This is a genomic window from Microbacterium sp. LMI1-1-1.1 (assembly GCF_040815675.1).
GTDB lineage: Bacteria > Actinomycetota > Actinomycetes > Actinomycetales > Microbacteriaceae > Microbacterium.
Genome location: NZ_JBFPNN010000007.1, coordinates 769470 through 780583, shown reverse-complemented (window position 1 = coordinate 780583; position 11114 = coordinate 769470). Strand labels below are relative to the sequence as shown.

The 11114-nt window shown below is 72.0% G+C and carries 14 protein-coding genes; 6 read left to right on the top strand and 8 right to left on the bottom strand.

Annotated elements, in window-relative coordinates:
• Nucleotides 1–77: 77 nt before the first annotated feature.
• Both MRBLMI1_RS09475 and dapA read right to left on the bottom strand, forming a co-directional pair.
• The gene (locus tag MRBLMI1_RS09475; RefSeq protein WP_367730587.1) at nucleotides 78–1754 is read right to left on the bottom strand and encodes a ribonuclease J; all 1677 of its coding nucleotides are present in this window, start codon (nucleotides 1752–1754) and stop codon (nucleotides 78–80) included.
• A gap of 76 nt (nucleotides 1755–1830) precedes the next feature.
• Nucleotides 1831–2808: a 4-hydroxy-tetrahydrodipicolinate synthase gene (gene dapA / locus MRBLMI1_RS09470; RefSeq protein ID WP_367730585.1), complete on the bottom strand. Its 978-nt coding sequence runs from the start codon at nucleotides 2806–2808 to the stop codon at nucleotides 1831–1833.
• Between the two features lie 164 nt (nucleotides 2809–2972).
• On the opposite strand from dapA, the gene MRBLMI1_RS09465 reads away from it, so the two are divergent.
• Nucleotides 2973–3509 carry an NUDIX domain-containing protein gene (locus MRBLMI1_RS09465; protein ID WP_367730583.1) on the top strand — a complete coding sequence of 179 codons (537 nt, stop codon included), beginning with the start codon at nucleotides 2973–2975 and terminating at the stop codon, nucleotides 3507–3509.
• A 39-nt stretch (nucleotides 3510–3548) separates the two neighbouring features.
• Here MRBLMI1_RS09465 and MRBLMI1_RS09460 read toward each other — a convergent pair whose 3' ends face one another.
• Genes MRBLMI1_RS09460 through MRBLMI1_RS09450 form a run of 3 tightly spaced genes read right to left on the bottom strand, consistent with a single transcriptional unit; the run spans nucleotide 3549 to nucleotide 5616 of the window.
• A complete protein-coding gene (locus MRBLMI1_RS09460) occupies nucleotides 3549–4310 on the bottom strand; it encodes an SDR family NAD(P)-dependent oxidoreductase (RefSeq protein WP_367730581.1) in 762 nt (253 codons plus the stop codon).
• Nucleotides 4311–4312: 2 nt separating this feature from the next.
• Nucleotides 4313–4810: a dihydrofolate reductase gene (locus MRBLMI1_RS09455; RefSeq protein WP_367730579.1), complete on the bottom strand. Its 498-nt coding sequence runs from the start codon at nucleotides 4808–4810 to the stop codon at nucleotides 4313–4315.
• Nucleotides 4807–5616: a thymidylate synthase gene (locus tag MRBLMI1_RS09450; protein ID WP_367730577.1), complete on the bottom strand. Its 810-nt coding sequence runs from the start codon at nucleotides 5614–5616 to the stop codon at nucleotides 4807–4809. Before MRBLMI1_RS09450 ends, MRBLMI1_RS09455 begins: the two co-directional genes overlap by 4 nt.
• 154 nt (nucleotides 5617–5770) lie before the next feature.
• On the opposite strand from MRBLMI1_RS09450, the gene MRBLMI1_RS09445 reads away from it, so the two are divergent.
• From MRBLMI1_RS09445 to MRBLMI1_RS09430, 4 genes are all read left to right on the top strand, one after another.
• Nucleotides 5771–6223: a TlpA family protein disulfide reductase gene (locus MRBLMI1_RS09445; RefSeq protein ID WP_367730575.1), complete on the top strand. Its 453-nt coding sequence runs from the start codon at nucleotides 5771–5773 to the stop codon at nucleotides 6221–6223.
• Complete coding sequence (locus MRBLMI1_RS09440) at nucleotides 6216–6719, top strand: DUF4395 domain-containing protein (RefSeq protein WP_367730573.1); 504 nt, start codon at nucleotides 6216–6218, stop codon at nucleotides 6717–6719. The genes MRBLMI1_RS09445 and MRBLMI1_RS09440 overlap by 8 nt, the downstream gene beginning before the upstream one ends.
• 298 nt (nucleotides 6720–7017) lie before the next feature.
• On the top strand, nucleotides 7018–7443 hold the full coding sequence (locus MRBLMI1_RS09435; protein WP_367730571.1) for an OsmC family peroxiredoxin: 426 nt from the start codon (nucleotides 7018–7020) through the stop codon (nucleotides 7441–7443).
• Nucleotides 7436–8350, top strand: coding sequence for a TIGR01777 family oxidoreductase (locus MRBLMI1_RS09430; protein WP_367730569.1), 915 nt, complete (start codon nucleotides 7436–7438; stop codon nucleotides 8348–8350). Before MRBLMI1_RS09435 ends, MRBLMI1_RS09430 begins: the two co-directional genes overlap by 8 nt.
• Before the next feature lie 42 nt (nucleotides 8351–8392).
• On the opposite strand, the gene MRBLMI1_RS09425 is transcribed toward MRBLMI1_RS09430, so the two are convergent.
• Both MRBLMI1_RS09425 and dapB read right to left on the bottom strand, forming a co-directional pair.
• Complete coding sequence (locus MRBLMI1_RS09425) at nucleotides 8393–8845, bottom strand: hypothetical protein (RefSeq protein ID WP_367730567.1); 453 nt, start codon at nucleotides 8843–8845, stop codon at nucleotides 8393–8395.
• Entirely contained in the window at nucleotides 8842–9654 is an 813-nt protein-coding gene (gene dapB, locus MRBLMI1_RS09420; protein ID WP_367730565.1) for a 4-hydroxy-tetrahydrodipicolinate reductase, read from the bottom strand. Before dapB ends, MRBLMI1_RS09425 begins: the two co-directional genes overlap by 4 nt.
• Nucleotides 9655–9731: 77 nt before the next feature.
• Between dapB and MRBLMI1_RS09415 the strand changes: the two genes are divergently transcribed.
• Nucleotides 9732–10208 carry a GNAT family N-acetyltransferase gene (locus MRBLMI1_RS09415; RefSeq protein WP_367730563.1) on the top strand — a complete coding sequence of 159 codons (477 nt, stop codon included), beginning with the start codon at nucleotides 9732–9734 and terminating at the stop codon, nucleotides 10206–10208.
• 46 nt (nucleotides 10209–10254) lie between these two features.
• Here the strand turns inward: MRBLMI1_RS09415 and MRBLMI1_RS09410 are convergent, their stop codons facing one another.
• Nucleotides 10255–10434, bottom strand: a complete 180-nt coding sequence (locus MRBLMI1_RS09410) for a hypothetical protein (RefSeq protein WP_367730561.1) — start codon at nucleotides 10432–10434, stop codon at nucleotides 10255–10257.
• Nucleotides 10435–11114 lie beyond the last annotated feature (680 nt).

Below are 11114 nucleotides of genomic sequence, written 5' to 3'. Positions count from 1 at the left end.
AAGAGACGCCCGCCGAGGGACCTCCCCCGACGAGCCGGCGGCGCGGCAGGAATCGGCCCCGTCGCGCCGCCACGCGGTCACGCCTCGATGACGAGGGGGACGATCATGGGACGGCGCCGCAGGGACTGGTTGACCCAGCGCCCGATGGTGCGGCGGACGACCTGCGAGAGCGCGTGCTTGTCGCGCACGCCCGACTGCGCGGCCTCGGCGAGCGCCGCCGCGATCTTCGGCTTGACGCTCTCGAACACTGCGGCGTCCTCGGCGAAGCCGCGAGCGTGCACCTCCGGTCCGGAGACGATCTTGCCCGTCGCCGAGTCGACCACGACGATGACCGAGATGAAGCCCTCCTCGCCGAGGATGCGGCGGTCCTTCAGGTCGGCATCCGTGATCTCGCCCACCGACGAGCCGTCGACGTAGACGAAGCCGATGTCGAGCTGGCCGACGACCTCCGCGGTGCCGTCGCGCAGGTCCACGACCGTGCCGTTCTCGCCGAGGATCGTGTTCTTCTCGGGGATGCCCGTCTCCTGCGCCAGCTTCGCGTTGGCCATGAGGTGGCGATACTCGCCGTGGACCGGGAGGACGTTCTTCGGCTGCAGGATGTTGTAGCAGTAGAGCAGCTCGCCCGCGGCGGCGTGACCCGACACGTGCACCTTCGCGTTGCCCTTGTGCACGACGGTCGCGCCGAGCTTGGTGAGGCCGTCGATCACGCGGTAGATCGCGTTCTCGTTCCCGGGGATCTGACTGGATGCCAGGATGATCGTGTCGCCCTCGCCGGGCTCGATCGCGTGGTCGAGGTTGGCCATGCGGCTGAGCACCGCCATCGGCTCGCCCTGGGAGCCGGTCGACATGTAGACGATCTTGTCGTCGGGCAGGTCGCGGGCCTTCTTGTAGTCGATCAGCACACCGTCGGGCACGTTGAGGTACCCGAGGTCGGCGGCGATGCCCATGTTGCGCACCATGCTGCGTCCGAGCAGGGCCACGCGGCGGCCGTTGGCGTGCGCGGCGTCGAGGACCTGCTGCACGCGGTGCACGTGGCTCGAGAAGCTGGCCACGACGACGCGGCGGGGCGCCCGGGCGATGACCTGGTCGAGGACCGGGCCGATGCCCCGCTCCGTCGCGGTGAACCCGGGCACGTCGGCGTTCGTGGAGTCCACCAGGAAGAGGTCGACGCCCTCTTCCCCGAGCCGCGCGAAGGCGCGCAGGTCGGTGATGCGGCCGTCGAGCGGCAGCTGGTCCATCTTGAAGTCGCCGGTGGCCAGCACGAGGCCCGCCGGTGTGCGGATCGCCACCGCCAAGGCATCCGGGATCGAGTGGTTCACCGCGACGAACTCGAGGTCGAACGGTCCGACCTGCTCGCGCTGCCCCTCCTTCACGGTCAGCGTGTACGGCCGGATGCGGTGCTCCTTCAGCTTCGCCTCGATGAGCGCGAGCGTCAGTCCGGAGCCGATGAGGGGGATGTCGCTCTTCAGACGCAGCAGGTACGGCACGGCGCCGATGTGATCCTCGTGGCCGTGCGTCAGGACGACGCCGACGATGTCGTCGAGGCGGTGCTTGATGGGCTCGAAGTCCGGCAGGATCAGGTCGACCCCGGGCTGGTGCTCCTCGGGGAAGAGCACGCCGCAATCGACGACGAGCAGCTTCCCGTCGAACTCGAACACGGTCATGTTGCGTCCGACCTCGCCGAGGCCGCCGAGGGGGATGACGCGCAGAGTCCCCTTCGCGAGGGCGGGCGGGTCGTAGACGTTCGTGGGCATTGGTGCCTCCTCGGATGCCACGATGTGGCATCCCTTCGTGTGGCGTCCCTGGCCGCGGATCGGCGGACGCCGATGCTTATCTCGTGGTGCCGTGCACCTTCGGCAGGGCACCGCCGGCGGCCGCGTTGCGGTCGGGACGGAAGTTGGAGAAGTCCGCGCCGGGGACGTCGCGGACGAGGGCGAGCTCGTCCTCGATGACCGCGGCCTCCCACTCCTCCGGGCCGACGAGCGGCAGGCGCACGCGCGGGCTGCCGATGCGGCCGAGGCCGTGCAGGATGTACTTCGCCGCGACCGTGCCGGGGACGTGCGTCATGACGGCGCGCACGAGCGGCTCGAGGCTCTTGTGCGCGGCGGTGGCCGCGGCGAGGTCGCCGCGGTTCACGGCGTCGACGATCGTGCGGTACGGTCCGGCGGCGATGTTCGCCGTGACGCCGATGAGGCCGCTCGCGCCGATGGCCATGTGCGGGAGCACGTTGGCGTCGTCGCCGGAGAAGTAGAGCAGGTCGGTCTGGTTGAGCACGCGGCTGACCTCGCTGAAGTCGCCCTTGGCGTCCTTGATGGCGAGGATGTTGGGGTGCTTGGCGAGGCGCAGGATGGTCTCGTACTTGATGGGCACGCCCGTGCGACCCGGGATGTCGTAGAGGATGACCGGCAGGTCGGTCGCGTCGGCGACGAGGCGGAAGTGCGTCAGGATGCCGGCCTGGGTCGGCTTGTTGTAGTACGGCGTGACGATCATGATGCCGTCGGCGCCGGCCTTCTCGCTGGCCTTGTAGAGCTCGATCGCGTGCGCCGTCTCGTTCGAGCCGCCGCCGGTGATGATCTTGGCGCGGCCGGCCGCGACGTCCTTGCCGACCTCGACCAGACGCAGCTTCTCGGGGTCGGTGAGGGTGGAGGTCTCGCCCGTGGTCCCGGTCACGACGATGCCGTCGGCACCGGCGCTGACGACGTGGTCGATGTGCTTCTCGACGGCGGGCCAGTCCACCTCGCCGTCGGCGGTCATCGGGGTGATGAGCGCGACGAGCACCTGACCGAAGGGATTGCCGGAGTGCGTCATGGTCCCAGGTTATCGGGTCGTCGGGGTGCGACCGGGGCGCGGACCAGCGGAATCACCCGACCGGCGGGGCGGCCGCCGTTCTGCAGGACCGGTGGGGCGGAGGATGCCGCACCCCGGCACCCACGACCAGTCGACGTACCGGGCGGCCGCTCTAGGGTGAGCGCATGGCCTGGCACACCCGCGCGACGCGCACCGTCTACGAGAACCGCTGGATCCGCGTCCGCGAGGACGACGTGACCGGCCCGCACGGCGACGGCATCTACGGCGTGGTCGAGATGCAGCAGCCCGCGGTGTTCGTCATCGCCCTCGACGAGCAGGAGCGGGTCTGCCTGGTCGAGCTCGAGAGGTACACGACCGGACGCTCCCTCGAGGTACCGGCGGGCGGGACGGACGGGGAGGACCCCCTCGTCGCAGCCCGTCGCGAGCTGTTCGAGGAGACCGGCGTCGAGGCGGCGGACTGGCGCCCCCTGGGACGCATGAACGCCCTCAACGGCATCGCCGCCGCACCGGAGCACGTCTTCCTGGCCCGGGAGCTGACGATCCGGGATGCCACGGCGTCCCAGCGCGAGGAAGGGATCGACGCGGTGCGGTGGGTCCCCTTCGCCGACGTCCTCGCCCTCATCGCCGACGGTGGGATCACGGACGGCGAGTCGATCGCCGCGCTCGCCTACGCCGGCATCGCCCTGGGGCGTTTCGCCTGAGCGGGCGGTCCGACCGGGGCCGGCCGGGCGCCGGCGTTCTCAGCGCCCGCGTGATGCGGCCGCGACCACGAGGCGGTCGGGTAGCAGTCGCGACGCGGCGACGAGCACTTTGTAGCGGAGCGACGGCACGGACACCGACCGGCCCCGCGCGGCGTCGCGCAGCCCCTCCCGGACGACGTCGGCGGCATCCAGCCACATGCCCGCGGGCACCCCTTCCGCACCGGGCGGGAGACCCAGCCGCTCGTGGAAGCTCGTGTGGACGAAGCCCGGACAGACCGCGGTCGCCGTGACGCCGCGTCCGCCGTAGACGACGTTCATCCACCGGCTGAAGGAGATGAGCCAGCCCTTCGCCGCACCGTAGGTGCCGCGGGGCACGAACCCCGCCACGGACGCGACATTCACCATGCGACCGCCTCCCCGTTCGAGCATTCCCGGGAGGACCGCGTGCGTGAGGCGGAGGGCGGCCTCGACGTGCAACCGGAGGTGGCGGACCTCGTCGACCACGGGGTTCTTCTCGAAGGCGAGGTCCAGACCGAAACCGGCGTTGTTGACGAGGAGATGGACGGGTCGCCGGGCATCGCCGAGCCGCTGCTCCACCGCGGCGAGCGCGTCGGCGTCGAGCAGGTCGGCCGGCAGCACCTCCGCGCTCCCCCCTGCGGCGCGGACGGTCTGGGCGACCTCGTCGAGGGCGGAACGGTCGCGGGCGACGAGGACGACATGCGCACCCTGCGCTGCGAGCTGACGCGCGAACTCCGCTCCCAGACCGGAGCTCGCTCCGGTCACCAGCGCCGTCCGCGACACGATCAGCCCTCCCGCTCGTAAGTCTCGAAGCGGTATCGCGTTCCCGTCCGGGACGTGTGCCACCCCTCGGACGGGTCGGAGCGGACCCGGTCGAAGCCGTCCGTGCCGGGGGCGTAGGTGTCGCCGTCGATGTCGAGGTCGAGGCGCGTGACCTCGAGCACGTCGCCCCGGGCGATCGCGTCGGTGTAGAGCCGGCCCCCGCCGATCACCCAGACCGTGTCGCTCGACGCGGCGGCCAGAGCGGCGTCGAGCGAGTCGGCGCGCTCCGCACCCTCCGTCGGATAGTCGTCGGAGCGGGTGACCACGATGTTCCGCCGCCCCGGCAAGGGCCGGAAGCGCGGGGGGAGCGACTCCCAGGTGCGGCGACCCATGACGACGTCGTCGGACCCCGTGACTTCGCGGAAGTGCGCGAGATCCTCGGGGACGTGCCATGGCATCCCTCCGTCGGCGCCGATGACGCCGCCGTCGGCCTCCGCCCAGACGAGCCCGACGCGGGTCATACGGCTACGGCCGCCCGGATCGCGGGGTGGTGCTGGTAGCCCTCGACGACGATGTCGTCGTAGGTGTAGTCGAGGATCGACGCGGGCGTGCGGGCGAAGCGCAGCGTCGGGTACGGATAGGGCTCGCGGGAGAGCTGCTCCGCCACCTGCTCGCGGTGGTTGTCGTAGACGTGGCAGTCGCCGCCGGTCCAGACGAACTCGCCGGGCTCGAGGCCGGTCTGCTGGGCCACCATCAGGGTGAGCAGCGCGTAGGACGCGATGTTGAACGGCACGCCGAGGAACATGTCCGCGCTGCGCTGATAGAGCTGGCACGACAGCTTGCCGTCGGCGACGTAGAACTGGAAGAGCGCGTGGCACGGCGCGAGCGCCATGTCGGGGATGTCGGCCGGGTTCCACGCGGAAACGATCAGGCGACGCGAGTCCGGGTCGCGCCGGATCTGCTCGACGACCTGGGTGATCTGATCGATCGCCCCGCCGTCGGCGGTGGGCCAGGACCGCCACTGCACGCCGTAGACGGGCCCCAGCTCCCCCGCGGGGTCCGCCCATTCGTCCCAGATCGAGACGCCGTGCTCCTGCAGCCACGACACGTTCGATTCGCCGCGGAGGAACCACAGCAGCTCGTACACGATCGACTTGAGGTGCACGCGCTTCGTCGTGATGAGCGGGAACCCCTCGGCGAGGTCGAACCGGATCTGCCGGCCGAACACGCTCGTGGTGCCGGTACCGGTGCGGTCGGCCTTGTGCACGCCGGTCTCGAGCACGTCGCGGAGCAGGTCTTCGTACGGAGTGGGGATGTCGCGCGTCACGGCAGTCACGATACCCGCGTCTCCCCTCGCGACGACGTGTCGGACGGCGATCCGTGGACGCTCGGACGCTCCGTCGAGATGGGGAGGAGAGGACCGTCCGTCACGGGAGGACGCACGGCCCCGCATGTCCGCGGCCTGGGCTACCGTGTCGGCTGTGGACCTGCCCGTCGCTCTCGCTCTCGTCGTCGCCCTCGTGGGCGTCGCGACGGTGCTCGGCGTCCTCTTCCAGCGCTCGCAGGGCCGGCTCCGGCGACGGGATGCCACGGGGGTCGCCCCCGCGCAGGCGGTCGACCCGTCGGTGCTCGAGAGCGGCCCTCTGGGCGACGAAGCGACACTGCTGCAGTTCAGCACGGAGATGTGCGCTTGGTGTCCCGGCGTGCATCGGATGCTGTCCACCGTGGCCGACGCCCGCGACGGCGTCCGCCACCTCGACGTCGATCTCACCCACCGGCCCGATCTCGCCCGGCGCTTCCGTGTCCTGCAGACCCCGACCACCCTCGTCCTCGACCGCCGCGGCGTCGAGCGCTCCCGCTTCGGCGGACCGCCGAGCCGCGCCGCCGTCGAGGCGGAGCTGACCCGTCTCACCCAGGAGGCCCGCCATGGCTGACGCCCCTCGTATCGATGTCCGCGGCCCGAGGTTCGTGGCATCCACCACCGCCGTCCTGCTCCTGGTCGCGACCGCTCTCGCGCTCGTCGGGAGCTCGACCGGTGCCACCACCGGCTCGTTGGCGGAGCGCGCAGCCGACCCCGGCTTCCTGCTGCTGGTCGTGATCGCCGCGCTGTTCCTGTGGAGCGTCGTCTCCCCGCGCACCGCGCCGTGGGCGGTGCTGTTCCGTCGGGTCGTGCAGCCGCGCCTCTCCCCCGCCACCGAGTTCGAGGACGCCCGGCCCCCGCGCTTCGCCCAGGGCGTCGGTCTCCTCGTGACCGGCGCCGGACTGCTCCTGCATCTCGTCGGGGTGCCGTGGGCACTGCCGATCGCGGCCGCGGTGGCGTTCGTCGCCGCGTTCCTCAACGCGGTCTTCGGGCTGTGCCTGGGATGCCAGCTCTACCTGCTCCTCCAGCGCACGGGCCTCATCGGTCGCGGCCCATCCGCGGCCACCTGAACGCGCCCCACAGGTCCACGGAGCTCGACGCGCTCCCCCGTCGCGCCCCGGCCGACGGCCCGCGCAGACGGCCCCGACGGACCACGCACGGGTCCCGGTCACGCCCCGTCCGACGGCCCGCGCAGACCGCCCCCGCGGAACCACGCACGGGTCCCCGTCGAGCCAGACCGACGGCCCACGCAGACCGCCCAGGCGGAACCTGACGCGGGTCCCTGTCAAGACCCGGACGCCGTCCGGGCCCCTGGCTAGGCTGACCCCGCCGCGGCCACTCGGGTCGCGTGAACACCGGGAGGTCTGCATGTCCGTCACGAGCGAAGCCACCACCGCCTGGAAGGGCAGCCTGTTCGAGGGATCGGGCGAAGTCACCTTCACGTCGTCGGGTATCGGCACGTTCGACGTCAACTGGAAGGCGCGCAGCGAGGGCTCGAGCTCCGTCACGACGCCGGAGGAGCTGCTCGCCGGGGCCCACTCGTCGTGCTTCAGCATGGCGCTCTCGAACGCGCTGGCCGACAACGGCACCCCGCCGGAGTCCGTCGACGCCACCGCGTCCGTCACCTTCAAGCCCGGCACCGGCATCACCGGCAGCCACCTGAACGTCAACGCCGTCGTCCCCGGCATCGACGACGAGACCTTCCAGAAGATCGCCCAGGATGCCAAGGCGAACTGCCCCGTCTCGCAGGCCCTGACCGGCATAGAGATCACCCTCGAGGCCACGCTTGCCTGAGACCCCGGCCCGGCGCGTCGTCATCTCCGGCGCGTCGGGCCTCATCGGCTCCGCCCTCGTCGAGGCGCTGACGGCGGACGGCGTCGCCGTCACGTCGCTCGTCCGCCACGAGCCGCGCGGTCCGCACGAGGTGCAGTGGCTGCAGGATGCCGCTCCCCTCGATCCCGACGTCCTGGCCGGCGCCGACGCGGTGGTGTGCCTGAACGGCGCCTCCATCGGCCGTTTCCCGTGGACTCCGTCGTACAAGAGCACGCTGCTGTGGTCCCGCATCACCCCCACCCGCACGCTCGCGACGGCGATCCGCGCCCTCGGCGACGACGCTCCGGCGCTGATCAACGCCAGCGCCACCGGCTTCTACGGCTCGCGCCCCGGAGAACGGCTGACCGAGGACTCCGCCCGCGGCGAGGGCTTCCTCGCCGACATCTGCGGCGAGTGGGAGACCGCTGCGCGCACGGCCGGCGACCGGGCCCGCGTCGCCCTGCTGCGCACCGCCCCCATCGTGCACCCCGAGGGCGTGCTGAAGCCTCTCCTTCTCCTCACCAAGCTCGGCGTCTCCGGCCCCATCGGGCGGGGAACGCAGGTGTGGCCGTGGATCACGCTCGACGACGAGGTCCGCGCCATCCGTCACGTCATCGACGCCGACATCGACGGACCCGTCAACCTGACCGGGCCGACGCGGGCGACCGCGAACGACCTGGGTTTCGCCCTCGCGCGGCGCATGAACCGGCCGTACGTCCTGCGTGCGCCCGTATGGGGCATGAAGCTCGCCCTCGGACGCGACGCGACGGATGCCATCCTCATCTCCGACGCCGACGTGAAGCCGACGGTGCTCGAGGACTCCGGGTTCGACTTCCTGCACGAGACGGTCGACGACGCCGTCGCGTCCGCGGTCCCGGCGCACTCCTGATCCGGCGCGGCCCGTCGTCACCGCGACACGGGCCCGTCGGGCTCAGCCCGCGCGGCGCTCCTCGGACTCCAGACGGATCGCCCGGCGGACGGCCTCGCGTGCGCGGCGGCGGTCCGACGCGGCGTCGTAGGCGAGTCCGAGGCGGTACCACGCCCGCCAGTCGTCGGGGTGCTCCTCCGCGTCCGCCCGGTAGGCCGGGAAGATCGCGTCGCCGTCGTCCCGCGTCAGACGCCCGCTCGGCCGGACCTCGACCTCCTCGTCGGGCAGACCGCCCTCGGCATCCAGTCGTTCCCCCAGCCGCTGCGCCCGCACGCCGAACCAGAGCTCGCGGCCGATCGCCCACAACGCGATGAGCGGCAGGACGAGCAGGGCCAGCCCCATGACGACGCCCACCGTCTGCCCGCTCGCGAGCAGGACGAAGGCCCGCTGACCGGCGAGGACGATGTAAAGCAGCAGCAGCACCGTCATGACGGCGACGGCGACACGGACCCTCATGCGCGCGTGGCGCCCGCGACCTGCCCGGACACCGCGTCCTCCGCCACGGGCTCGCCCGCACGGACCGGCTGCGTGCGCACCCCGATGTCGATGAAGCTGTCCAGCCCCACGACGACTCCGGTGGCCTCCCGCGCGGCGGCGAGGGCGATGCGGATCCCCGGCGCATAGGCGGTGGCGGGGTCGATCGTGTCGTGGACGATCGTCAGCGCCTCGCCGGGCCCCGACAGCACCGTCTCCTGACGGGCGACGACCCCCGGCCGTCGCAGCGAGTGGATGGGGACGGATGCCACCTTCTGACCGCGCGCCCGCTGATCGACGTGCGGCGACTCGACGGGTCCCACCTCGGACCGGGCCGCGGCGATCAGTTCGGCCGTGCGGACGGCGGTGCCGCTCGGGGAGTCGACCTTGGTCTCGCGGTGGGCCTCGACGATCTCGATCGATGGGAAGAACGGCGCCGCCGCGGCGGCGAGGGCGCTGCCGATCACCGAGCCCAGCGAGAAGTTGGGGATGAAGACGACGCCCACGTCGGCGGCATCCACGAGGGGACGGACGAGCGCGATGCGCTCGCTGGACCATCCCGACGTGCCGACCAGCACGTTGATGCCGCGGTCGATCGCGGCGCGGACGACGTCGATCGACACGGCCGGAGTGGACGCGTCGATGACGAGGTCGGACCCGTCCATCTCGGCGAGGTCCGAGCGGGACGAGAGGACGGCGGACACCTCGTACCCGTCCTCCGCCTCCACGACCTCGCGGATCACGCCGCCGAGCTTGCCGGTCCCACCCACGATGGCCACACGCGTCGTCATGCCTCCCACCCTAGGCGGGGCGGCCCGTCCACGGCCGACGGGGCGGGCGAACGCGCCGCAGGATCTAGCATCGGAACGTGGTCTCGCTCCGTCCCTCCGCCGTCGATGCTCCCGATGCCCGCGCGCTCCTCGAGGAGTACTTCGCGCTGCGCGCCGCCATCTTCCCGGGAGGCGCCTACCGCACGGTCTTCCCGTCCCCCGAGACGTTCATCGAGCCGGCGGGCGTGTTCGTCGTGCTGGACGACGACGAGGGGCGTCCTGTCGGGTGCGGTGGCATCCGTCGGATCGCGGACGGCCCGCACGGTTCGCGCGACGAGGTGAAGCACCTGTTCGTGCGCGACGGCGGGCGCGGTCAGGGCTGGGGTCGGGCGATCCTGGAGGAGCTCGAGCGGCGCGCGCGCGAGCGCGGTGCGGCGGAGCTGGTCCTGGACACCCACCACACCCTCGAGGCGGCCGGCGGGCTCTACGCGCGATCCGGGTTCACCTCGATCGAGGCGTACAACGACAACACCAACGCGACCCGCTGGTACGCCAAGCCGCTGACCCCGCAGTGACGGAGGGCCGCCCGTTCCGGACGCGACATCTCGGCCGCCGGAGCAGTCAGCCGTCGCTCTCCGGGGCCGCGGACGCCGGGTCGTCGCTCATGATCCGCTGCGCGGCGAGATCCTCGGTCGGGTCGTACACGGGTGTGCTGCAATTCTCCGCCCCGCCGGCCACGCCCGCGGCATCCGCGATCCTGACGCCCCGGAATCGGATCGAGACGCCGGAATCGGATGCCACGGCTCCCTGCGTCCGAATCCACGACCGGCGTCCGAATCCGGCGTAGCAGCGGACCCGCGCCGGGTCGTGCCGCCGGTCCCGCTACATTGTGGGGGTGCCCTCGGAGACGCCGCGCTCTCCGGATGGCTCGCTCGCGCCATCCCACGGTGGGGGCCGGGTGGTCACGCGCGGAGAAGGGACAGCCGGCCGCGGCGATCCTCGGACCGGGCTCGATCTCTTCGCCCGGCTGCCGCGATCGGAGCAGGTGCGCATGCCGGCAGGACCTGGCATCGGCCACGATGACCTCTGACCTCCCGACGCGCACGGCGCGGGACAGCCGGTCCGACGCCCCGACGACCTCCCGTGCGGCTGTGGAACCGCCCCGACGCATCCGCTACCGCAGGACGCCGAGGTGGTGGCTGGTTCCCCCGTCCCGCGGATTCGCGTGATCCCCGACGGGGAGCGAGCGCGCCTGCGTCGTGAACGAAGGAGGGCGGATGCCGCGAGGTGACCTCGCCGAGGCCATCGCCTGGTGGCGGATCGGGACGGCGGACGGCCGCCGTGTGCTCGTCGACGCAGCCGTCGACGCCGTGGTGAACGGAGCGGCACGAGCCGCCGTGGTCCGGAATCGGACGGAGACGCCGGAATCGGATGCCACGGCTCCCTGCGTCCGAATCCACGACCCGCGTCCGAATCTGCGA